General features: G+C 46.6%; 16 protein-coding genes. 6 read left to right on the plus strand and 10 right to left on the minus strand.

What is annotated here, in order from left to right; translation table 11 throughout:
• Positions 1 to 42: 42 nt before the first annotated feature.
• The 3 genes from HMPREF0650_RS06305 to HMPREF0650_RS06315 all read right to left on the minus strand — a co-directional run bounded on the left by HMPREF0650_RS06305 (position 43) and on the right by HMPREF0650_RS06315 (position 6,296).
• The gene (locus tag HMPREF0650_RS06305) at positions 43 to 2,886 is read right to left on the minus strand and encodes a beta-glucosidase (RefSeq protein WP_004349292.1); all 2,844 of its coding nucleotides are present in this window, start codon (positions 2,884 to 2,886) and stop codon (positions 43 to 45) included.
• Positions 2,887 to 3,029: 143 nt separating this feature from the next.
• Entirely contained in the window at positions 3,030 to 3,947 is a 918-nt protein-coding gene (locus tag HMPREF0650_RS06310) for an endonuclease/exonuclease/phosphatase family protein (protein ID WP_004349293.1), read from the minus strand.
• Positions 3,948 to 4,130: 183 nt separating this feature from the next.
• Positions 4,131 to 6,296, minus strand: coding sequence for a helix-turn-helix domain-containing protein (locus tag HMPREF0650_RS06315; protein ID WP_004349296.1), 2,166 nt, complete (start codon positions 6,294 to 6,296; stop codon positions 4,131 to 4,133).
• Between the two features lie 700 nt (positions 6,297 to 6,996).
• On the opposite strand from HMPREF0650_RS06315, the gene HMPREF0650_RS06320 reads away from it, so the two are divergent.
• Positions 6,997 to 8,100: a metallophosphoesterase gene (locus HMPREF0650_RS06320; RefSeq protein ID WP_040562719.1), complete on the plus strand. Its 1,104-nt coding sequence runs from the start codon at positions 6,997 to 6,999 to the stop codon at positions 8,098 to 8,100.
• A gap of 7 nt (positions 8,101 to 8,107) precedes the next feature.
• Positions 8,108 to 8,770 (plus strand): SprT-like domain-containing protein, encoded by a 663-nt coding sequence (locus HMPREF0650_RS06325; RefSeq protein WP_004349298.1) that lies wholly within the window; start codon positions 8,108 to 8,110, stop codon positions 8,768 to 8,770.
• A 531-nt stretch (positions 8,771 to 9,301) separates the two neighbouring features.
• On the opposite strand, the gene HMPREF0650_RS06330 is transcribed toward HMPREF0650_RS06325, so the two are convergent.
• The 7 genes from HMPREF0650_RS06330 to HMPREF0650_RS06360 form a co-directional block, all read right to left on the minus strand.
• The gene (locus HMPREF0650_RS06330; RefSeq protein ID WP_004349299.1) at positions 9,302 to 12,508 is read right to left on the minus strand and encodes a S41 family peptidase; all 3,207 of its coding nucleotides are present in this window, start codon (positions 12,506 to 12,508) and stop codon (positions 9,302 to 9,304) included.
• A 48-nt stretch (positions 12,509 to 12,556) separates the two neighbouring features.
• A complete protein-coding gene (locus tag HMPREF0650_RS06335; protein WP_004349300.1) occupies positions 12,557 to 13,582 on the minus strand; it encodes a hypothetical protein in 1,026 nt (341 codons plus the stop codon).
• A 6-nt stretch (positions 13,583 to 13,588) separates the two neighbouring features.
• A complete protein-coding gene (locus HMPREF0650_RS06340) occupies positions 13,589 to 14,422 on the minus strand; it encodes a LicD family protein (RefSeq protein ID WP_004349301.1) in 834 nt (277 codons plus the stop codon).
• A 10-nt stretch (positions 14,423 to 14,432) separates the two neighbouring features.
• Complete coding sequence (locus tag HMPREF0650_RS06345; RefSeq protein WP_004349302.1) at positions 14,433 to 15,443, minus strand: NAD/NADP octopine/nopaline dehydrogenase family protein; 1,011 nt, start codon at positions 15,441 to 15,443, stop codon at positions 14,433 to 14,435.
• Positions 15,444 to 17,270 (minus strand): aminotransferase class I/II-fold pyridoxal phosphate-dependent enzyme, encoded by a 1,827-nt coding sequence (locus HMPREF0650_RS06350; RefSeq protein WP_004349303.1) that lies wholly within the window; start codon positions 17,268 to 17,270, stop codon positions 15,444 to 15,446.
• A gap of 70 nt (positions 17,271 to 17,340) precedes the next feature.
• On the minus strand, positions 17,341 to 18,792 hold the full coding sequence (locus tag HMPREF0650_RS06355; RefSeq protein WP_004349304.1) for a lipopolysaccharide biosynthesis protein: 1,452 nt from the start codon (positions 18,790 to 18,792) through the stop codon (positions 17,341 to 17,343).
• 591 nt (positions 18,793 to 19,383) lie between these two features.
• Entirely contained in the window at positions 19,384 to 20,874 is a 1,491-nt protein-coding gene (locus tag HMPREF0650_RS06360; RefSeq protein ID WP_155813593.1) for an emp24/gp25L/p24 family protein, read from the minus strand.
• A gap of 303 nt (positions 20,875 to 21,177) precedes the next feature.
• Between HMPREF0650_RS06360 and HMPREF0650_RS06365 the strand changes: the two genes are divergently transcribed.
• From HMPREF0650_RS06365 to gpmI, 4 genes are all read left to right on the plus strand, one after another.
• Positions 21,178 to 21,633, plus strand: coding sequence for a hypothetical protein (locus HMPREF0650_RS06365; protein WP_004349306.1), 456 nt, complete (start codon positions 21,178 to 21,180; stop codon positions 21,631 to 21,633).
• A 2-nt stretch (positions 21,634 to 21,635) separates the two neighbouring features.
• Positions 21,636 to 22,088 carry an energy transducer TonB gene (locus HMPREF0650_RS06370; protein ID WP_040562676.1) on the plus strand — a complete coding sequence of 151 codons (453 nt, stop codon included), beginning with the start codon at positions 21,636 to 21,638 and terminating at the stop codon, positions 22,086 to 22,088.
• A gap of 192 nt (positions 22,089 to 22,280) precedes the next feature.
• Positions 22,281 to 22,712: an Hsp20/alpha crystallin family protein gene (locus HMPREF0650_RS06375; protein ID WP_004349309.1), complete on the plus strand. Its 432-nt coding sequence runs from the start codon at positions 22,281 to 22,283 to the stop codon at positions 22,710 to 22,712.
• Between the two features lie 179 nt (positions 22,713 to 22,891).
• On the plus strand, positions 22,892 to 24,409 hold the full coding sequence (gpmI, locus tag HMPREF0650_RS06380) for a 2,3-bisphosphoglycerate-independent phosphoglycerate mutase (protein ID WP_040562678.1): 1,518 nt from the start codon (positions 22,892 to 22,894) through the stop codon (positions 24,407 to 24,409).
• Positions 24,410 to 24,513: the final 104 nt, after the last annotated feature.

Here is a 24,513-nt window from a genome sequence, read left to right on the forward strand (position 1 = left end):
CATGTTCAATTGGTCACGACAGACAATCCGCACACACCTGTGCTACTTATCCACTTTGATTTCGGCTATATTCAACGTGCCTTGCTGGCAAAGTACCCTAATATCACTAACCCCAGACCGATTGATTTGCAGCTTTTGTTCGTGTCCCGAAACCTTTCCTGTGAAGACATCCAAGAACTGACCACCACCCGACGATAGCTGAATCGTAAATTCCGCATCAGTTGAACAGCCTTTCGCAAACACAATAGTAAGGCTTCCTAATTTCTCAGAGGCTGGCACAGATACCGTCAGAGAGGCGTTAGTCTGCCCCTGCCAGTAAGTGGAAGCGTTTCCATCCACCGCATATTGGGCGGTTGGAGTTGCAGGAACTGCCACCACATCCAGGCGATGAGCACGATTCTTGGTAACCATTGAAGTGTTAGGTTCGATGACCGTAAACGTATCTTCCAATCGTATATCCTCTGATGAGGCACCCATCATCACCTTGAAATCACCGGGTTCAACCACATGTTGATACTGCTCATTGATGAGCTGCAAATGCTCTGGCTTGATGACAAACGACAAAGTGCGTGTTTCACCAGGCTTAAGATGCACTCGTTCAAAGCCCCTGAGATTCTTCTCATACGTAGTCACCGTGCTCAACACATCTTGAATATAAAGCTGTACCACTTCATCTCCGGCACGTTGACCGGTGTTCGTGATGTCACAGCTTACCACAACTGAGTCGGTAGGACTGATGTTTTGCGCAGACAAACGCAGGTTCGAATATTTGAAAGTCGTATAACTCAAACCATGTCCGAAATAATAAAGGGCACCATTTGCGCGCGAAGCATTGCCATGCAACCCCAACTTGTTTCCGCCATCGACCAAGGCAGCCGGCTTAGAAGGGAAGTTGAAAGGAATCTGCCCCACTGTCTTTGGAAAAGTAACGGTAAGTTTACCACCAGGATTGTAGTCGCCAAACAGCACATCGGCGACAGCTGTTCCGCCCTGTGAACCAGGATACCACGCCTCAACAATGGCCGGAACGAACTTATCAGCCCAGTTAACAGACAGCGGTCGGCCATTAATCAACACCAATATCACCGTCTTTCCCGTAGCCTGAACGGCCTTTAATAGTTGCAATTGTCTGCCTGGCAACTCCAAGGAAGAGCGTGACTTGTTTTCGCCACAAGTACGCGAATTGCCACCAAGTACCACCACAGCCACATCACTCTGCCTCACCTGCTCCACGGCTTTGTCAATCTCGTTCTGCTCATCAGCCGTCATGGGATAATCTACCAACTCTGATTCGGGCCAATGCGCATCCACAAGATCACAGCCTTTGGTATAAGTCACCTCAACATCACTTCCCACCTTGTTGCGTATTCCTTCAAAGACTGTTGTCACCTCAACAGCCAACGGACCATAATGGGTAAGCGCATACGCTGCGTCATTGGCATTAGGACCACATACAGCAATCTTTTTAATGGACGCCTTGTTTAACGGCAACGTGTTGTTTTGGTTCTTCAATAACACAATGCTCTCGCGTGATGCCTGCAACGCCACTTGCTGATGACTCTTCCCATCCACTTCCTTGTCGGCTGCTTGCAGATTCATTTGATACGGACGATCAAAGATACCCACCATGAATTTCACCCGAAGAATATCTCTCAACCGCTCATCAATCACCTTCATTGGGATGCGGCCCTCTTTAACCAGCTCACGCAATGGCAAAACAAATGAATCGGGTGAGCGGAATGTACACCGCACATTCAAGCCCGCCATGACAGCTTTGTACACGGCTTCTTTCATGTTAGCAGCGGTGCGATGCTTGGAAAAGAGATATTCCAACGCATCACTGTCGGACACCACATAACCTTTAAAGCCAAACTGTTGGCGCAACACCTCAGTGAGCCAATGAAAGCTACCCTGTATAGGTACCCCATCATAATCGTTGTACGAGCTCATCGCACCCAACAATCCCGCTTCTCTCACCACCCTGCCCCATGGGTATAGGTGTATATTCTGCACCTCGCGGGGTGACATCTGCGGATCCACGCGAGCCATACCCTCACGCGCTCCTTTGTTATTGCTATAAGCAGCAAAGTGCTTGCCTGTAGAGGCTACCTGGTAATTGGTTTGCAACCCTCGTGTCATCTGTATGCCAAGCTCGGCTACGAGAAACGGACTTTCCCCATAAACCTCCTCATAACGCCCCCAACGTTGGTCACGTCCCACGTCCAAAATAGGAGCATACACATTGGTATAGCCCAACAAACGAGCCTCACGTCCTGTGATATAGCCTACCTGATGAATGAGCTTCCGGTTCCATGTCGTACCCAATCCCAACTGTGTAGGAAAGTTGGTTGCCTTGAAACTCTCCACGCCTCGTATGCCCTCATTGGTGAAATCAACGGGAATCCCAAGACGCGTTTGCTCCACAAAGAATCGCTGAACCTCATTAATGGCCCATGCATGCTTTGAGGCAGGCCACACCCATGGATTGTCTGAAGGCGGCAAACCCCATTCTTGAAAGCCATTGAGGTGCTCGTCAATGGCACCAATTCCATCTTTCCACAACTTTTGTTTCCAACTTTCGTTGGGCAAATCGTCTTGCAACACACGTTTGTAGCCATAGAGAGTCACCATCTGGCAGGTCTTCTCCTCAAGCGTCATCTGACTGATCAAATCGTTAATACGCTCATCAATTCCGGCCGTAGGATCTTCGTAGACATCTTTTTTGCCATTCTTGTTGTAGTCTATCCAGCCTTTGTGGTAGATTCTGTTTTTCGGCAGGTTATAGAATTTCAGTTTGGCACTATACTGATTAGGCTTCTGCGCCCAAGCTACATTCCCACATGATGCGGCCAATCCTAACAGAACAATGAGTATGTGTTTCATCATATTAAACGGTAATGGTGTAAAACGTTTCTGCAAATATATGAATATATCTGTTCAAAAACGTATCTTCGGTTGTGATAATTTACAACGTCAACCTGGAGTATCATCGTGTGCGGGACAGCGACATATACCCAAGCAGACGGATTCTACTTCTGATAGTTCAACTTGACCATCACCGGATAGTGGTCAGAAGGCAAGCGATGTACATACTGACGGAAGTTCAACTCCTGTGGCGCAGCACCTTCTTTGCTTACCTCACGACTGGTTCCCTCAGTCCAATAGCCATTGGTTAAGATGCCATATTGGTTTACTTGGAACTTGTTGGAAACAAAAACGTGGTCGATGCGACTGTCTGTCAGTAAGGAAGACTTGAAACCTTGGAACGTTCCATTCTCGGCAAAGCGCATTCTGGCAGCGGTGTATGAATCTTTCAGGAGACCCGATTGGGTAAAGATTTGATAAATCTCGTCATGCTGATCAACATTAAAGTCGCCGGTGAGAATGACAGGCGCATTGCTGCCTGCAATCTCTTTAATTTTCCTTACAACCAGTTTGGCAGCCTCTCTGCGAGCCACGACACCCACATGATCCATGTGAAGATTGAAGAAATAGAACTTCAACTTGGTCTTTACGTCTTGAAACTTTCCCCAGGTGCAGATGCGAATGCAGGCGGCATCCCAGCCTAAAGCGGGTTTGTCGGGCGTTTCATTCAACCAGAAGTTGCCATAGTCCAGACGTTTGAGCTTGTCTTTCTTGTAGAAAATGGCCGAATACTCACCAGCCTCTTTGCCATCGTCACGTCCCACGCCGATGCAATCGTAGCCGTCCAGTCCTTGTTTCAAATCACGAAGTTGCCCCACGAGCACCTCTTGTGTGCCAAAAATATCGGGCTGCTCAAAATTCATCATGTCGCATATCACCTGGCATCGCTTGGGCCATGCGTTACCTTCCTTACGGTCATCCGAATTGTCATTGCGAATGTTGTAGGTTCCAACAAACAGATTTTGTGAACTAACGCATAGCGTTATTGCCATAAACAGGAGTGTGAGTGTGTACTTTTTCATTGATTGAGTATTTAAAAGATGATTTTCTAAGTGGTACAAAAATAGAGATTATTCATGGAAGCGGCAAGACGTTTAACGCTTTTTCACCCGAAAATCAAACCAGATAACAACATAGTAATGTATTCAACATGCCGTTGTCGTAGTTGTGTCTTGTCGCCGTCAAGCTGGCATGACAGCCAGTTTTCACGATTTCTTTTTGAGTGAAGCGGTCACTAAGTTAATCTCTTCGAACGTCACGTCGGGTGAACAGAGGGCCTTGATGGCCGCCTTGCCGTTGTCAAGCCCCACTTTCTCAATGACCTGCCGGATGTTTTGAAGATGTTTCTCGTCTATCAATTGCAGCAACTCAATGTCGCCTTGCCGGACAAAATGGCCCAGATGCGTGTATATGGTACCCATGGTCAGCTGTCGTTCAGCAGCGATTTGAGCAGGCGACAGCCCACTTTTGTAGAGTCTGAAGGTGATGTCTTTCGTTTTCTCTTTCTTCTTTTTGGGTGCCTTTTGCGCCTTCGACCAGCTTTTGGCATGCGGTGTCAGCTCGTCCATGGCCATCAAGAGTGCTTCTTGTTTGGCCTTAAGATAACCTTGAACGGTAAACCCGTTCTCAACGATGTGCCCGAGTAAGAAAGTTTTGGATAGATACAGCTCGCGCAAATCAGTGAGATAAGTGTCCAAACGGCGCATAGCCAACTTGTTGTTCGACGTGACATCCTGCGATTGCTCAAGGATATCACCCAGATACTGCTTCAATGTCTTGCGAAAATAGTCGGCTCCCGCCACTACTCTTTCCAAGAATTGAGGGTCACGCAGTTGCGCTGTTGTCAATCGGCCGATATGTGATGTCCACTTGTATGCAATGACGTTCACCTTGTCTTGCAAGGCCTTGACGGTAGCCTTGTGTATCAACGTGAGCTTGGGATAGGCATGGAAGAACTCGATGAACAGGCGGCACAGCATGTCTTCGGCCCGCCAAAGATCTAAGAAATTGAAGAGTTCGATGAGCTGATGACGCTCGTATTCATCCTTGAGTTGGGGCAATTGCTCGATGCTTCGTTGGGCCTCATCCTCCTGCTGACGGATGTAGGACATGACGCGCTCATCGTTCATCACCGCATGTGCGGGGATGGGCGATGCCAAGACCAGTCCTTCCAGACTTCTACAGCGGCTCAAAGCCACGTACACCTGTCCCGAGGCGAACGACGATGCGGCATCGATGATGGCATGGTCGAAGGTGAGTCCCTGGCTCTTGTGGATGGTGATGGCCCATGCCAGGCGCAGAGGATATTGGCTGAAGGTGCCTTGTACCTTAGGTTCTATCTCCTTGGTCTGCTCATTGATTTGGTAGGTGGTGTTCTCCCACGTTTGTCTTTCCACCAGGATAGACTGCTCATCGCCTGGGCAGAGCACTTCGACATGGTCGTCATCCAGATACACAACGCGGCCGATGCGACCGTTATAATACAGTCGTTCCAACGAACTGTCGTTCTTGATGAACATCACCTGAGCACCAACCTTTAACGTGAGCAGCTCGCTGGTGGGGTAAGAGTACTCCGGGAAGTTGTCTTCGACGGTGGCTTTGTATTGATAAGTTTTGGTGGTAAGACTGTTCAACTCACGTTTGTTGTAGCTGTCGGCCATGCTGTTGTGCGTGGTCAGTCGAATGTATCCATCCTCCTGTTGGGGGCGGAACGTTGGGTTATAGCGGCTGTTGAGCAAGTCGAGGTCACGCTGCGTCAACTGATTGTCACGCAAATGGTTGAGGATGTCCAAGAAAGCCGAATCCTGCTGTCGGTAAACCTTTTGCAGCTGTAGGGTGACATAAGGCGTTTGTCGCAGCGCATGGCTGCCAAAGAAATAAGGCGTGTCATAGTATGGACGGAGCAACTCCTCATCGGCAGGCGTGACAACGGGTGTTAACTGTTGCAAGTCTCCAATCATCAAAAGCTGCACACCACCAAAGGGTCGGTCGCGATGACGATATCTTCTGAGCACCGCATCAATGGCATCGAGCAGGTCACTGCGCACCATACTGATTTCATCGATAACGAGCATGTCGAGCGTGCGGATGATTTTGCGCTTCTCCCTGCCAAAATCATATCGGTTTTGTACCACTGCATTGGGCACGAAGGGCGACAACGGCAACTGAAAGAACGAGTGGATGGTGACGCCTCCGGCATTGATGGCAGCCACACCCGTGGGCGCAACCACCACCATGCGCTTGCTGCTGCGCTCCTTGACCTTCTTTAAGAATGTGGTTTTACCTGTTCCCGCCTTTCCCGTAAGGAAGATGCACTGGGCGGTATGTTCCACAAATTCCCATGCAAGTTCCAGTTCTTTATTCTGTTCCATATCGTAATTGTCGTGGATTAAGCTGATTGACATCCCAACGAACGATACAAAGGTAATCAAAAAAACGATGAGTAACAAACCGCCACGAGGCTATATCGATAGCCTCCGATTTGTATGAATTTTCTTGACAATGAACCTCTTTATACTTGAAGAATTTGCCAACAACTGGGCGTCTTGTCGCAAATACGCTCAAAATGAGATGGTTTTGTAAATAATTAATACATAATTTGTTACGTTAATATCTGCTCGCTGCATGCCTACTTTTGCTGCTTTTATTCGTGAAAAGCATTGAGTTAAGGGTCCAATAGGCATGTTATTGCGCAGCAAACCTATGTTCATTGCGAGCCAAAGGGATGCTTTTAAGCGAACAAAGTCAATGCTTTATGGCAAAAAAAGGATTTTTCTTGCCAACTTAACTCCTGTCTTGCTCCCTGTTTGCCTATCGTTTTTTTCTAAATTGAAAGTTTTTATGTGCCGTTTTTGGGGCGATAATTGGTAAAAAAACACAACGACCTAGGCGGCATCCTACTTGTATTGTTTGAATGGATAGGTTGGCCTATGCGTGCACAAAGCATGAAAAATAATTCACACTTCCTGGTTTTTTGTGTACCTTTGTGGTGCAATTCACATTCATGTGCGGATGAGAGCGGAGGACAGCGTGCCTGATCACCCTCTTCTTACGCACAATTATTTTTCATTCATGAAACTCTGGGGCATTCTTTTTCTGGTGGCTCCCTTGCTGGGAAGTGCCTATGTTTTCTGGCGAAGCTGGCAGCTGTTGCCATTCTGTACGCTTGCCAAAACGCTCATACTTCTCCTCATGGCATTGGCATTCATGCTGGTTTACGTCACTTTCAGCGGCACCATCGACAAGCTGCCTATATGGTTGGCCACCACGGTTTATCACGTCAGCACGTCATGGCTCATCATTTTGTTTTATCTCTTCATGGTGTTTTTGGTGCTGGACGTGGGAAGATGGGTGCATCTCATCCCCCAATCGTTTACTCATCACAGCATGGTAGGTACATTGAGCGTGTGTGGGTTCATGGTAGGCATCTTCGTTTATGGTTATTTCAACTATCGCCATAAGGTGCGAGTCGCCATAGATTTGAAGACCGAAAAACAGCTTGAACGGCCGTTGAAGATGGTGATGGTCAGCGATTTGCATTTGGGTTATCACAACCGTCGGGCTGAATTGACTCGGTGGGTCAACCTGATGAATGCCGAAAAGCCTGACATGATTTTGATTGGTGGCGACATCATCGACCGCAGCATGCGACCGCTGCTGGAAGAGAGGATGCACGAGGAGTTTAAAAAGCTACAGGCTCCCATCTATGCATGTTTGGGTAATCACGAATATTACAGCCAATACGAAGAAGCACTGCAATTCTATCGTGACGCAGGAATCCATCTGTTGATAGATAGTGTCACGTTGGTCAATGGGATTCAGGTAGTTGGACGCGACGACAGGTTCAATGTTCATCGAAAGTCTTTGCCCGAATTGATGCAGGACGTTGACGGCTCTCGGTACACCATCTTGCTCGATCATCAGCCTTTTCATCTTGATCAGGCCGAGAAGGCTGGTGTAGATTTCCAGTTGAGTGGGCACACCCACTATGGACAGGTGTGGCCGGCATCGTGGGTGGAAAAGGCCATTTACGAGAATGCCTACGGATCTTTACAGAAGGGCAAGACACAATATTACGTGACAAGTGGCCTTGGTATTTGGGGAGGAAAGTTCAGAATTGGTACGCAATCCGAGTATCTGGTAGTAACTTTGATGTCCACGGTTGCAGTAAATTGATGTCAATATGAATGATATGGTTGTGATTGATGAGGCCTGGTTGCATGCGTCTTTTGACACTTTCAACCGCTTGTATTTTGACAATGCGTTGCCCCGTCCCCGACTCTCGTTATCGCAGTCGCGCACAAGGCTCGGCAGTATGTCGTGCAAGCATAAGCTTACCTGGAGAGGTTACAAGTCTTACCAGTATGCCATTCACGTCAGTACCTACTATAATCAGACCGAACGGCAGTATCAGAACGTGCTGTTGCACGAGATGATTCATTATTACATCGCCTACAAAGGCATCGCGGACACCTCGCCGCACGGCAAGGTTTTTCGCCAGGTGATGAAAAACTTGAATGAAAAGTATGGTTGGGAAATCAGCGTTAGCTCTCGGATGAGTGAGGCAAAGCCAGCCTCGGTGCAATCATCAGCCACGCCGCGGCTCATCCTTTTGCTCGAGGTACGGGGACGGGGGCATTTCGTTTCGGTGGTCAACCCCAAGTATGCGTCTGCGATGGAACACGAGCTACAACGGCTGTCAGAAGTGAAACAGCACGCATGGTACCTGTCTACAGATGCTTATTTTGACAGTTTTCCGGTGGTAAGGAGTCTTCGGGGCAGAAGGATAACAGTGGAAACGCGAAACGAACTCATTGCCAAACTCACACCTTTGAAGCAAGTTTGACTTGTTTTGTAGTGTCCCTTTTGATGCTACTCGTGTTGTTCGCGCTACGCACCATGGTTGAGTTTGTTCTGTTGTTCTTTCATTCAAGGGCGGTTCTGTAAATTAGCTTTGACAGATTGTGAGACTGTTTTTGAGGTCAATTTGTTTGTGAGTGAAGGAGTATAGCGAGCTATACGACTGAATGAACAAGCAAATTGAACCAAAAAGAGTCCACAAGATGACAAAACGTAAAAAGACTTACATAAAAAAAACCTTACGGTGGTAATTTATAGAACCGCCCTCAAAATAAGAAAACAGACCCATCCCGCACCGATGGTTTGGTGATAGGGATGGGTCTGTTCTATGCTTTATGAGAGATTATCTCTTGACAATCTTCAATACGGCAGGGCTCTTGTCACACATACCCCTTACGATGTACATGCCCGTTGGCAGTGCTTGGAGGGATACGTGAGTGTTGGGATGCTTTTGTATCATCACTTTTGTACCAGAGGTATCAGTCCTGTATGTTGATAAAACATGTCAAATCCTGACTTATTTTCTCAACATTTCCTCGACAGCTCGTTTTAATTGTTGGTCGTTGCCATTGATATAATCCTCGGGAGTGTTGTACACTTCGATGTCAGGATTGAGTTGTGTGTTCTCTCCAAAGTTGCCTCGCATGTCTCGGCAACCTACCTGTGGGATTCCAAAGACCATGGTATTGTCGATGAGTGTCTCCCACCAAACGGCGGTCATAGTACCCGCAACTGGCGTACCAATCAGCTTTCCAATGCCCAACTCCTTGTACACGAACGGGAATCCATGTCCATTGCTGTAATCGTCTTCGCACACCATGACGCACGAAGGCTTGGTCCATTTGTTCCAAGGGTCTTTGCCAATGAACTGTCCGCGTGGGACAAAGCTCTGATATTGCTTGCCTGAGAGCAGCGTACACAAGTCATCGTGCAGCCAGCCACCACCATTGTGGCGCTCGTCTACAATCACAGCCTCGCGATTTCTGTTCTTATCGCTCAGCAATTCATGGAACACAGTGCGGAAACTCTCGCTATCCATCGCCTTCACGTGTACGTATGCCAACCGTCCATGCGACAGACTGTCTACCAATTGGCGGTTCCTGTCCACCCATCGTCTGTACAGCAATTCGTCTTGATAGCCCTTGCTAATGGCTTTGACCGTTACATCAAAACGCTTTTTGGTGGCGGGATTGTACACCGATACCCTGACATTGCGACCCGACTTTCCGTCCAACATATAGTAGTAGTCTTTGTCTTTCAATATCGGTTCACCGTCTATCTTTTCAATGATGCAGCCTTTCGTAACCCCTGTTTTCTTCACTGAGAAAGGTCCACGATTGATAACCTCTTCGACTTTCAGTCCATCTCCATCGTATGTCTGGTCGTAGAACAAGCCCAAGGTGGCAGTGCTAAGGTTGGCACCACCGCCAAAATAGCGCGCACCTGTGTGCGATGCGTTCAGTTCGCCTAATATTTCGCTCAGCATTTCACTGAAGTCATAGTTGTTATTGATATAAGGTAAGAATCGTGCATAACTCTTTTTGTAGCCTTCCCAATCAACACCGTGCAGGTCGACCTTATAGAATTTATCCTTCACCTGCTGCCAGATGTGGTTGAACATGTACTCCCTTTCTCGATAAGGCTTGTAGTTGAAACGTGCCTCAAAGGTGACATTCTTCGACGAGTTGCTACCTATATCTATCTTCTTGATACCTCCTCCAGAGCATAGGTACAGATTTTTGAAGTCTTTGTCAGCCAGCATACCGCCACCTCCAACACCTTTCAATACAATTTTTGTACTCTTATCTTGTAGATCATGCTTCCATAAGTCGTAACCACCTTCGAAGGCAGCTTGATAATAGAGGGCGTTTCCGTCGTTGCTTAGCACAGCATCGCCCAATCGGCATGAGTTGACAGTGAGCCGAAGCACACGGTCGCGACAGTTGTCCAAGTCGAGTTTGATAGGCTCTTCCTTCTTTTCTTTCTTCTTCACAGTCACGTCTACCGTCTTTGGCTCTTCGGCTTTCTTCTTCTCTTTCTCGGCTTCGGCAAGGAGGGCCTTTTCCTCTTTCGTCATCTTGAACTTCTCATATTCGTCCAAATCGAAGAACATGATGTACACATCGTCCTCCGTTCCCCAACTTCCATGACTGCGATAGCCTGCTCGATCGCTTTGGAAGATGATGGCTTTTCCGCCTAACACCCATTTTCCATTACCGGCATTGTAGCCACTTTGTGTAAGGTTGTAAATGGGCTTTTTACCTTCTGCGTCAATCAGGGCGATGTCTTGGTTGTTCCATCCCCCTGTTCCGATATAATTGGAGATGAGCCACTTGCTGTCTGGACTCCATTCAAACCAAATGTCTCCGTCGCTATAAGAGTAAACATATTTACCGTCCATCACGGTTCTTACTTTCTTGCTCTTTACATCAAGTACCTTGAGCGTACCCCTGTTCTCAAAGAAGGCAATGCTTTTCCCATCGGGACTGTATTGCGGTTGGAAAGAGGTATAAGCCGAATGGATAAGGCGTTCTTCCTGTAAGTCGGTGGCATACGCAAACTGTTTCTCCGCTTTATTCTTCATGGTTGTTTGGTAAATCTGCCACAACCCTTCTCGTTCTGATGCGTAGACAATTGCTAAGCCATCGGGAGAGAACTCAATCGAACGCTCTTGTTCGGGTGTATCGGTAATTTGTTTGGTGGTTTTGTATTCGATGTTGGTCACATACACGTCACCATGCAGCACGAATCCTATTTCTTTTCCGTTGGGGGAAAGAGCAATCTCTGTCGCTCCCCATGTCTTTATCTGTCGACTCAAGTCGATGTCATTACGGTCGGCAGTAATGCTCACGTTTACTTTTTGTGGTGCAGCCGACCCCATTTGGGTATATATCTCACCGTCGTAACTGTAACAAATTCGCCCATTTTGTGCCACCGACAGATAGCGCACGGGGTGTTTGGTGTGGTGAGTGATTTGTGTCTTGTCTGCGCTTTTCACCCCTCGCTTGTACACATTGAAGGTTCCGTCTTCCTCACTTAGGTAGTAAAAAGATGCACCGTCGGGTGCCCAGCGTGGTGTACGATCCTCACCATTGAAGGTAGTAAGTTTGCTAAAGTTGCCATTTTGGTTGAGCCATATATCCCTTGTGATAGGCGAGTGGTGATGTTTACGGAAGGCATCCTCGTATCCTTTCTTGTCATGATATAATATCTCGCCCTTTTGGTTGATGCTCAAGTCCTCCATAGTCACTACCGAGAAGAGCTTTGGGCGATCGCCTTTTAGGTTTACCTCGTACACTTGTGGGAAACTGCTACTCGCAAAAAAGATGGATTTTGCCGTTGGCATGATGGCTGCACTGAACAGGATGTGTTCGTTGTCACGCCATGCAATGGGAGTTTCGTTGGTGCTTCGGGTGGTCAACCGCTTGGGTTCGCCACCGAATTTGTCCATTACGAAGATATCTAAGCTACCTTCACGGCTCGATGCGAAAGCAATCTTCTTGCCGTCAGGGCTCCAAATGGGGTAGGAATCGTATGCTGCATTCGAGGTAAGCTGTCGTGCCTGACCGCCCGAAGCGGGTACGGTGAACACGTCTCCTTTGTACGAAAATGCAATGGTTTGCCCATCGGGAGAGATTGAAGTGTGTCTCATCCACAACGGATTGGTTTGGGCTGCCACGGATAGAGATAGTGTGAGGGCAGCCAGAATGAGTGTTTTTTTCATAAATGTAGGTTTTTTATTGTTTTAGATGTTTTCTCTTTTAAGTTATTGTTAGTCCCATTTGGATTTGCCACAGAGTTTCCGCATCCGATTGATCATTGCTTCTTTGATGCGTTTGAAGTTGCCTTTACGCAAGTTGATGAACAGTTCTTCTACCGATCGTCCTATCTTGAGCCATGGATGTCCCCAGCCCATGATGCGGAACATGCGGTGCTTGTAGCCCACATTTTCAATGACATATCGTGGGTGTTTCAGCGGAAACGACAGTTCGTGGCGTTGCATGGTGAAGATTCCTCGAATGGCTTTGGGCAAGTCGTCGTTGCTCCCACTGAGGTGAACACCGTCTTCGGTAGCTCCAGCATTGCTGATCATGTTCACTCGGGGAACGATACAGAGTTGTGAATGGAAGAAGATGGCTGCATGAAAAATCGTTTCGTAATAAGCTTTCCCCACCGAACGGTGATACTCGCAAAACTCGATAAAGTCGCTTTGGTATTTCCTTTCTTTAATAAGGGCTTCCAACTGCTGCCGATTGTACTTGTCGTCAAGGAACGAATATGTAGCGTCCCATTTGTCAACTACCCGTTTCCACGATGCCCAACCACTGATGCTAAAGGTAGTGGTGAAGAAATAATCATCGGGAATCCCCTGTGTTTCTTCATCGTAATTCATGCCCGCAATCATGCCGATGCGCTCATCATGAGCATATCTGTCAAGCAATTCTTTGCAAAAAGGGAAGAACGAAAGGGCAGGCACGTTGTCATCTTCCAAGACAATGCACTTGTCTTCATGGCTGAATGCCCACTTTTGGGAGAGATATTCGGAAGGGTCGCAGCCCCTGTTCACCTCTTGGTAGTTGCGATGCACTTCACATTCCCAGTCAATCTGTTCATCGTCGAGCAGCTTTCGGCACGCTTCCATGCGTGGCAAGTCGCTGTCGTTGCGTGGTCCATCCTGATACAGATACAACTTGCTGGGGCGAGCCAGTTTGATTTGTTCAAACAGGTTGCCCAGTTCCTTGGGACGGTTAAAGAAGAGTATCAGTACCGCCACGTCTGTTTTTGCAGGCTCTTTCATATCCTATCAATGTTTATTGGTTTCGTTATTGTATATTTCAATGCTGCCTGTATGAGGCTTCAGTTGGCTTAAATCGGGCAGCTTCATATAGTCGCCATAAATGTGTCGCAACATACGGTCGCTGTCATGGGGAGCCATGAAGGGTCGGTTCTCAAACATAATGGTTGTCAATGGGAATATATCCTCCTCGTATCGGGGATTGTGAAACGGAATTCCAAGTCCGCTGGTGATGGTCTTTGCGCCCGTGATGCGATTCACCAAGCGCAGTAATGGGTAGATAAATCTTACATTCCACGCATACAGTCGTTTCACTTTTTTCATGCACTCCTCGTCGCTTCCCTTGTAAGTACGCATGAGTTTATACGCATGACCGAAGGAAAGTTCCGAAAGTTTGTGTGTCCACATGTGTTGCTTCTCCAAAGGGAAGATGTCTATATAGATGCCACGATGCTTAAAAAAGCGGTCGTAGTTGGGCTTCTCTTCGATATAGGAACAACGGTCGCGCACCTTTGCGTAATGGTAACAATAATTTGGGTCGGTGCTATGGGCTTGTAATGCTAAGTCATCGGGCAGTTCGTGGGGTAGTATTTCCAAAAGTCGCTCGTAGTCCGAGCGCATCATCTCAATGTCCAAGTCATCATCCCAAGGGATAAAACCGCCATGCCGAACGGCACCTATCAATGTTCCACTACTGAGCCAATACCGAATGTTGTGGCGTTGGCATATCTTGTCAACCTCAACAAGGATGTGCAGCATGCGCATCTGTTGGCGACGCAGCAACGATCCGTCGGGATTATATCGTTGGCGCAGTTCCTCGTGTGGTATGAGTGGTGTGTTCATGAGTGCTGTTTTATTTTGACAATTGACGCATACCCCATTCATAAACTTTGTCGATATGTGGAACCTCTACACCGTGTTGATGCACCAAACGGTGAATGATAGCCAGCCCATAGGGGAAGTCTTCTGTGAAATACCTACTGGAAAAGTCGGGTTGATAACCTCCCTCAACGGCTTTCATGGGTGCAGGTATGCCTTGAAAGGCAGCAATGGACGACAGTTTTTTGCTTAAACTATGTGCATCCGTACTCTCGTAATAATCAAGAACAGTGGGTATTGCGCCCTGCTTTACCTTTAATTTGCTCAATAGAGTTTGAAGTTCTTCATCCATTTGGATGTATAATTGTGCGGCTTCATCGGTCCAATCAGTGTAGAAAAGCGGCACCTCTTTATATATAATCTCCTTGTGCCAAGTGTGCCATAGCTCGTACAAGCGAGCGGTGTGCAACAGCGGATTGCTATTTGTTAAACTCGCTTCGTAATAGTTATCTAACAAACTGATGGGGGTATGCAACATTTCTTGTAATGTTTCCCTTAATGCTTCGGTAGCCTCGTCACCTCGTTCAATTGCTAAATTGAGTTGAGGTTTATAGCCCAACAGCGATGCTCGATGTCCATATTGAGTGGTTCGTGCAATGAAAGGTACGCGCTGAAAGCCAAAGAGAGGTGTGGTATCGGGCAATATGTTCAACGCCTCAAAGAAGAATCCCGTACTCGACACGATGCTTCCCACAGGTACGTGGGGCGACAGGTACTTACTTATTTGCTCCAGTGTGTCGTGCAGTGCATCTCCAGGGAGACACAGCAAAACCAACTCTGCAGAAGGTATTACTTCTTTGGCATGCGTACTGATGTGGCATAACTCTCCCTTCAACACCTCTCCATTGGGGGTGTCAATGAGCAAATGATGCGTCCACCGTTCAGGATGTCGTGTCAACAAACTCACCTGATGAGTGGGCTGTGCAGCCAAAAAACCAGCTACTACATGCCCTAAGTTACCTCCTCCGCAAATACATATTTTCATTTATATGGTTTCGTTTTGTAGGTTGAGCAATGCTGTAATCAGTTGATCGTTGTCCACTTGGTTGCGGATAGAGATGCGAATATAATTCAATCCCTGAAGCGATGTCTTGCTGTTGCAATCTTTTATCATGATGTCAAAGCGTGCCAACAGTTGTTTAGTCAGCTCGGCTGCGGTATAGGGCGGTTTCACCTCACAACAGAAGTAGTTGGCTTGGGTTGGCAGAACACGCAAAAAATGTATCTCCTTCAAGCGTAGGGCAAAGCGATTGCGCTCGTCAATAAATTGCTGACACGCCTTTTCGTATTGTGCTTGATATTTATTGTATATCTGCATGAAGAACTCGGCAAACGAGTTGATATTCCATATTGACACGTCTTTCTTGATGCGAGCAATAGTTTCTCGTTGCGAGGTAGCCAAAATTCCCAACCGAAGTCCGGGGACGCCGTACGATTTTGAGATACTTTTCATGACCAACAGGTTGGGATATACTTCCAATGTCTCATCACAGAGAAGTGAGTTGTGTAGAAAATCATCACTAAAGTCAACAAACGACTCGTCAACCACTAACTGTATATTTCGCTCCTTGCACCATGCTGCCAGTCTCACAACGTCGGCTTTGGGTATGAAGTTACCCGAGGGATTGTCTGGATTGATGAGCAACAGCATGTCTATGGAGTTGTCTTTGTAGAAATTCATCAAGTCGTTGGCAGTATATCGCAGCGTGTCCAAGGGCGGAACAAACGATACTATCTGCTCTTTTCGCAGTCGATGCGGATATTCCTCGAACGTGGGGAACACCATACCCACATGACCTTTAACGTTCTCCATGAGGCTCTTGATGAGTTCTGCTGCACCGTTGCCCACCACCATGTATTCTTGTTTAATGCCAAAACACTTGCCTGCCAACAGCGAGTTGACATACATACCCGAAGGATATTCGGTCAAAAGGGTGTCAAAGTTGGCTTTCATCTCGGCTTTCATCTGCTTACAAGGAAAGTAGGGGTTTACCAAATAGCAATAGTCCAGCATCTTTGGAAAACGCCAATGCCCACCATAGCGATAGTTATACCGCTTGAGCATCTCGTCGTCTTTAGCGAAAATGGTTTCTGCAATGTCCAAGTCTTGCACATCGTCTATCTCGTACCACTTCTCATTACCAATGTCAAGTGCTTTGAGGTTGGTTTTATCTAACAACGTAATCACGCGCAACACCTGTTCGTAATATTCGTTATTTCCCAAAGCTTTACAATAAGCATCAAGAAAAGGAACGTACTGTGTTTGCGAAAACGTTTTGCTAAACTTGTAAATGTTCACCGTTTTATAATACGAGTCAACCTCCTGATAGTTGAAAGCCTTTTTAGGAACAAAGTTCACGATGTTGCCATCGCCGTCAATGCGCACCATGGTACCGTCCATCCATGTCTCATATTTGGCAACGAGGGCAATGTTGGGATGCTCATCTGCAAGTATCATGGAGAAAAGTCGGTCTGAGAAGATGAGGTCCGACTCTATCAAGAGCGTGTCGTCTTCTTGCATTTGCTCCTTTACCAACGACAATGAATAAATATTATTGGTGCGGTCGTAAATAGGATTTTCTACATATTCTATCTTTAGAGCGTCTGCATATCGCTCTCCGATGTGGTGGATGAGTTCTTTTCCCTTATAGCCCACCACCATCAGTACACGCTTTAGATGCAATGCGGAGAGTTGCGTAAGCATGCGGTCAATGAGTCTTACCCCATTAACGGGTACCATACATTTGGTGTTCTCCTTGGTGTAGCTTCCTAAACGACGCCCCATTCCTGCGGCTAATATAATGGCTTGCATGTGTTAAATTTCTGCTTTGATTTTCAACAATGAGCAAATATACATAAAAATATGGATTAAGTGGATGTCCTTAGCGCTTTTTCTTCCATTTAGAAAGAATGGCTGTCTGGCATTCGCGGAGTATCTCTGCTTTGGCAATGCGCATGATGAGGTAATACAAAACAGCTGCCATTACCACCCTGACGACTAATAATGGGAGCAGATGAGTGATGCCCAACGTGGCATAATAGGTCACAATCATGACCCCTGATGCACTGACTGCAAAGGGCAACACATCCTTAAAAAACTGCGGAAGCGTATATCCCGTGGACATTCTCACGAAGTAGAACCACACAAAAAGCCAACTCACATTGAGGCACACATAGGCAATAACCATGTTGCGGATGCCATAGGGCCACAGCAATAGCATGAGGACGATTTGTAATACGCCCAAGGCAACGGTGCAACCAAGGTAGATATTGGCTTTCCCTTTGCTGATAATGAGGTTCGACATCAGTGTGATGAGGGGGAAAATAGCCCCACTCACGCACAACAGCCGAAGGAGTTGGGCGCTGGGAAGCCATTTCTCGGTAATGGTAAGCACGATGAATTCGCGCGATACCAGTCCCAGTCCCAACAAGAGGGGGAAACTGAGAAATGCCGAAAAGCGCATCATCTTGCGAAAAGCATGCAGCTGTCGGTCGGTCTCGTTCTTCAGTTCAACGAGTACAGGTTGTGCTACTTGGTTCACTATGCTCTGCACCAACTGAAATCCCTTGCTGTCCCATTGGTAGGCTTGGTTGTATTGTCCCACGTCGTGTTTGGTGTATAACCTGCCCAACAGAATGTTCAGCACGTTGTTGTTGACTTGGGTAATGAGCGTGGTGAGTAGGATTTTGAATGAGAACTTGAACATTCGTCTCACGGGAGCAAACGAAATGTGGTGTATGGAGGGTCGCCAAGGCGAATAATGCCAGTAGAGTAGGGTACACAGCAGGATGTACACCAAACTTTGAGTGGCTAATGACCAATAACGAAAACCGCCCCACGCCATCAGTACTCCCGTGATGCTCGACAGCAATACGGCAACGATGTTGGCTTTGGCTTGTTGCTTGGCGTGTAAGTTCTTGAACAGCCATGCCGATTGGGCGGTGCCGAACGAGGCGAAGAGGATGCCTAAAAAACTGTATCGGCACAAGGATGTCAGGGCTGGCGTGTCGTAGAAAGAGGCTATCAGAGGAGCGGATAGGAACAAAAGGATGTACAAGGTGCCGCCAACCAAGATGTTGAACCAAAACACAGCGTTGTAGTCATCGTGGGTAGGGGATTTCATATTGGTGATGGCTACTGTGAACCCACTGTTTTGAAGGGCAATGGCAACCAACTGAAAAATGGCTATCATCGCCATCATGCCATAGTCTTCGTCGGACAGGATGCGACCCAGCATGATGCCAAACACCACGCCTACCAATTGCAGGGTGATGTTGCTCATCGCCCCCCAAAATATACCTTTTGTCGTTTTCTCTTTGAGTGTCTCTGTCATCCGCAGGGAATTTGGTTACAAAAGTACTTGTTTTTAGGCAGAAGTACAAGTTTTTTTCTTTTATAAGGTCTTGTCGTCACACTTCTTTCATTTATTTTGAACAGGTTGTTTAGTTGTAAGAATATGATTTATGTTGCAACGGAGTTTCACGGAATTTCACTGCATATCCGTGACGTTCCGTGTCATTCCGATGCAATGAAAAATCGTCTTAAAAAATCTGAAATATATTGACAAACGCTCTCTAAATACGGGCATATTTGTAACGAGATGGATACTTGCTCGCAAATATGCGAAAAATAAGAGTGGTTGATAATCAGCGTGTTATAGAAATAGGGGCGTCATTTAGCCGAAAAAACGGTACGAAATGGCCGTAAAAACCATGATTTTGCGTTAGAAAAGCAAAGGGTTAGGCATGTTATTGCATTGATATTGGCCAGTTAACTCACTGAGTTAACCCGTCAATGTCATGCTTATAGCCCAATTAAGGCTACGGAACATCCAAAATATCCCCTATATTTTTTCTATTTGTGAGGTTCCAGAAGTGTTAAAATTAGGGAAGAAAAACGGACAAAATCTGTGCTTCACACCTTTTTATCGATTCTCCATGTCACGTTGTACTGGGCTTGTTGGTCGTGGCACAGGTGCCATGCCATGCAGGTGGGGCATAGAGCGCAGTTTTTTAGTGAGCCGACTTTTGGTAGACCTTACGGCTTGTTCTGAGCAGCAGAACGCCTTTGCTTTCTCGCTGTCGGCCATGCCGTTGCGTTCCATGATGCAGAAAAATGTTTCTTTGGGTGTCAGTGCCAACGACTGGTTGTTGAGCAGTTCAGCCAGTTCGGCATCGATATTGGGCATGATGCAGGTCACGGCAACCTGCTCTTTCTTCCCAAACTGGCTGATGTTGCCATTGTGTAGGATGGCATCAAGCACGTCGATGCCCAGCTTGATTTGTGCCACCGACTCATAATTGCGGTCTGCCTGCATGGCTGGGGGCAGCTTGTGTTTCAACTGCTCCAACTCTTTTAGTCGGCTGTCCATCGCCTGTTTCATCTCTTCTATCGTGAGGTTTTTGGCCGAGAGCCGTGTGTGCAGTTCGTCTTTGATGTCGGCTATTTGCTCTTGGAATCGCTTGTATAGCTGATGGTTGCGTCGGTAGTACCAGTAGGAGAGGACAAACAATAGCAGCAAGAGGGCGATGATGACGACCGAGTAGCGGTATCGTTGGCGGGCACGATCCAATTGTAGCACGGCGTTGTCATAATCGTTTTGCACTTTGATGATGTCGGTGTGCGTTTTCTCCGAGTAAAGCGAGTCGTCGAGTGCTTTGAGGCGCAGCATCGATTCGTATGCCTTGCGGTAGTCACCGTGTGTCTCGTGCAAGTGCGTTTCGGCGAGCAATCGGTTGTACGCCATGGTGGAGTTGTTTTTTTTCGACATCATCGACATGACGAGCCTTACCTTCTCGGGCTGGTCTTGCCGAGTGTAGATTTGGCTGAGTAGCGTGAGTGCGTTGCCAAGTGCTGACGAGTCTTGTGCCAGCATGAACGCTTGGTAGGCGTGATGCTCGGCTGATGCAAGCGAATCGCGCAGCAGGTCGTAATGAGCCAGATGCTTTTGGATGACCGATTGTTGCCCTCTGCCAACCTTGTGGTAATACAGCATGGCTGTTTTGGTGGCGTTGCGGGCGCTGTCGGGCAGCTCCATATTGAAAAATGTATTGGCCTTGTTCACCAGAACGTCGACGATATGTTCGGGCTTTCCATACGTCATGGCATATTTTAGGGCGCGGTTCTGGTATTGCAAGGCCAGTTCGTTGGCACCGCTGTTCTCATTGATCCACCCGATGTACTGGTAAATATGGAAGATGGTTTTGGCACTGTCGAGTGCGGGAATCAGTCGCTCGGCTTGCTTCAGTTGCACCATGGCAGCCTTTAAGTTGTGTTGGTCGATATACTGCAGGGCGCTGTCAATGTAGGTGCGGGCTTGTTGCTCGGGTGCGGGGAGGGCGCTTTTTTGGCTGCTCGGGTTGCATGCGCCGAGTAGAAGGGTGGCAGAAAGCAGCATCACGAATATCTTTTGCATACGGCTGTGTTTTGGTCTTTTTTGTTCAGGGCAAAGATATAAAAAACAATTCATATTCGTTCTTTGATGTGTCAAAAGAGATGTTGGCGGTATTTTAAATACCTGCTAGTCAGATGTTTGCGTTTTCTGCGTGTGTCAATGTCTATCGGTCTATTGACAAGGGCAGTCTGAAGTTGTATCTTTGTCTGCGAAAGCTATATGCAAATCTGAAGTACAGTTCGCACCTGTCTTTGGTTTCCTCGGTCATAGACGGTGCGGATGTACTTTTTGAAAGGATGGAACAATGTTTAAAAAAGATAAGATATGAAGAAATATGGTATTTTGTTGGTTATGTTTTGCTTCGTTGTTTTTCAGATGACGTGGTCGCAAAGTCACAAGAAAAGCTTGCCACGACCAGATGGAAACATATGTTGGTCTGTCATTGACGACATACCTGTTTATCCTGGTGGAACAGTCGCCTTACGCCAATGGATGATTGATTCTGTGGCTCCCGGGCTGGACAGTATTAAAAGCTCGGCAGAAGGAAAGTTGTTGATCTCGTTTGTCGTTCTGGAAAATGGCGCTTGTGATAGTTTTAAAGTGGTAAAATCGGTGGCTCCCGAGATTGATACCTTTTTTTTAAACGGACTGAAAAAGATGCGGAGGTGGACCCATGGTAAGTTCAAAGGCAAGGCTATGCCTGTAAAATTTTGCTTTCCTATCACGATTAAGAGGGAGCGTGAGAATGAAAAAAATACTGTTTCCAAAACTAAAGAATAAATATGATGAAGAGAAGAAGTGTATTGTTATTTTGGCTTATGATGGCTGTTTGGGCGGCAATGTCGGCACAGTGTGTGGACTCATCGAAGTATGTTGAACCGTCGGATAAGATATTTTCCGATCCCGAGGTGATGCCAGTTTATCCCGGAGGGGAAAAAGCGTTGATGGCATTTGTAAGCGATAGGGTGATTCCTAAGCTGATGAAGGCTGACTCTACGTTAACGGGAACCATGATGGTGAATTTTGTTATCGATAAAAAAGGTCGTTGCAAAGATTTCAAAGTGTATCGTTCGAAAGGCCCAAGGTTTGATAAAATCATTATTAGAGAAATGAAACACATGAAACGTTGGACACCTGGCATGCTAGTGGGTAGACCAGTCAGTATGCGTTATTGCGTACGTATCAGAATGAAAGTGAAGCAAACACAGAGGGTGAAGAGCATGGAAAAGCCTTGATCTGTACGTCAATAACGCTGATACTTAGTTGGATGAAAAGTCTCAAATAGCTGACATAATGGCTTGGTTTTTGGGCTAAATAATGGAATATGCGCCATAATGGCACGATTTCTTCACTGGTACGCTCCTTGCAACAATGGTAAGTGAACTCGAAAGAGCAAATAAAAATAAACAATATAAAAATAGGAGGAAATGATTATGTTACCAGTAAGAAACAGAAATTCTTGGTTACCAAGTGTGTTTGATGACTTTTTTGATACAGGTCTTGCACCAAGATTGAACAGTACAGCACCCGCCATCAACGTCATCGCTCATGATGGTGATTATATAGTAGAGTTGGCTGCACCTGGCTTGAAGAAAGATGATTTTGTCGTGAATATCGATAACGATGGAAATTTGACTATCAAGATGGAAAAGAAGGTGGAGAACAAGGAAGAGGACAAGAAGGCTCACTACTTGCGTAGAGAGTTTAGTTACTCGAGCTTTGAGCAGACACTGATTTTGCCAGATGACGTAGACAAAGAGAAAATTTGCGCAAAAATGTCGGATGGTGTCTTGACAGTAACCTTGCCGAAACGTGAGGAAATCGTACAGACATTAGGCAAGCAAATCACCGTAGAGTAATCAATCTCTTAGGTGTCTATATAACCGCAGCCCTGCAATCCTAACAGATTGTGGGGCTTTTGCGTGGATGAAAATAGTGAAGTATTCTTGTATTTATAAGGTGTAGATGATGCGTAAGTCAGAAAATTGCAGTACCTTTGCCAAAAGGAAAATTATATATTAGACAGGTAACAATAATTATGGCAAAGAAAGCTTTATTGATGATCCTCGATGGATGGGGAATAGGAAACAAGGGTAAAGGTGATGTGATTAACAATACGCCTACACCTTATTTGGATTATCTGAATGCTACATGTTCGCATTCGCAGTTGCAGGCTTCGGGTGAGAATGTAGGATTGCCCGATGGACAGATGGGTAACTCGGAGGTAGGACACTTGAATATTGGTGCAGGACGTGTGGTTTATCAGGATTTGGTTAAGATTAATAGAGCCTGTAAAGATGGGTCAATTCTGCAAAATCCTGAAATCGTTTCTGCCTATACGTATGCACAGAAAACGGGAAAGAAGCTCCATTTAATGGGATTGACCAGCAATGGCGGTGTTCACTCTTCTTTGGATCATCTATATCAGTTGTTGATCATCTCTAAAAAATACGGTCTTAAAAATACGTATGTGCATTGTTTCATGGACGGACGCGACACAGACCCGAAGAGTGGAGTTGGCTTTATCGAGGCTTTGCAGCATGTTTGTGAAACGAACGATGCGCACATTGCCAGTATCATAGGGCGTTTTTATGCCATGGATCGTGACAAGCGATGGAATCGAGTGAAAGAGGCTTACGACTTATTGGTAAGTGGTGTGGGTAAGAAAGCAACGGACATGGTGCAGGCGATGCATGAGAGTTATGCCGAAGATGTGACCGACGAATTTATCAAACCCATCACCAACGCTGCTGTTCAAGGACAGATAGAAGAGGGCGATGTGGTGATTTTCTTCAACTTCCGTAACGACCGTGCCAAAGAACTCACTCAGGTGTTGACCCAAACCGATATGCCCGATGAGGGAATGCACACCATCAAGGATTTGCAATATTACACGATGACGCCCTACGATGCTAACTTTAAGAATGTTCATGTGCTGTTCCCGAAGGAAAATGTAGAGATGACATTAGGCGAATATCTTAGCAGTCTGGGTAAAAAACAATTGCATACAGCGGAGACAGAGAAGTATGCACACGTTACATTCTTCTTCAATGGAGGACGTGAGGAGCCTTACAAGGGAGAGGATCGTATCTTAGTCAATTCGCCCAAGGTAGCTACTTACGACTTAAAACCCGAGATGAGTGCCTACGAAGTGAAAGACAAACTGGTGGATGCTATTGGTACACAGCAGTACGATTTCATTGTGGTGAACTTTGCCAACGGTGATATGGTGGGACATACGGGTGTGTATAACGCCATTGCCAAAGCGGTTTGGGCCATTGACCATTGTGTGAAAGAGGTGATAGAGGCTGCCAAAGCCAACGATTATGAGGCGATTATCATTGCCGACCATGGTAATGCTGACAACGCAATCAACGAGGATGGAACGCCCAACACGGCACACTCGCTCAATCCTGTACCATTTATTTATGTGACAAACAACAACAGTGCCACCGTGAAGGACGGCAGATTGGCTGACGTGGCACCGTCTATATTGCACATCATGGGCTTGGAACAACCGGAAGCCATGACAGGTGAAAATCTGATAGTGGATTAAATCGGGTTGTGCAATTGCCCTATTTTCTCGAATTTTAGGGAGAAGAAAACAAAACAGCGATGACCCTCGAAAGCTGATAGGCAGCGGACGAGGGTCATTGCTGT

Source organism: Hoylesella buccalis ATCC 35310 (assembly GCF_000177075.1).
In the GTDB taxonomy this organism is placed as follows: domain Bacteria; phylum Bacteroidota; class Bacteroidia; order Bacteroidales; family Bacteroidaceae; genus Prevotella; species Prevotella buccalis.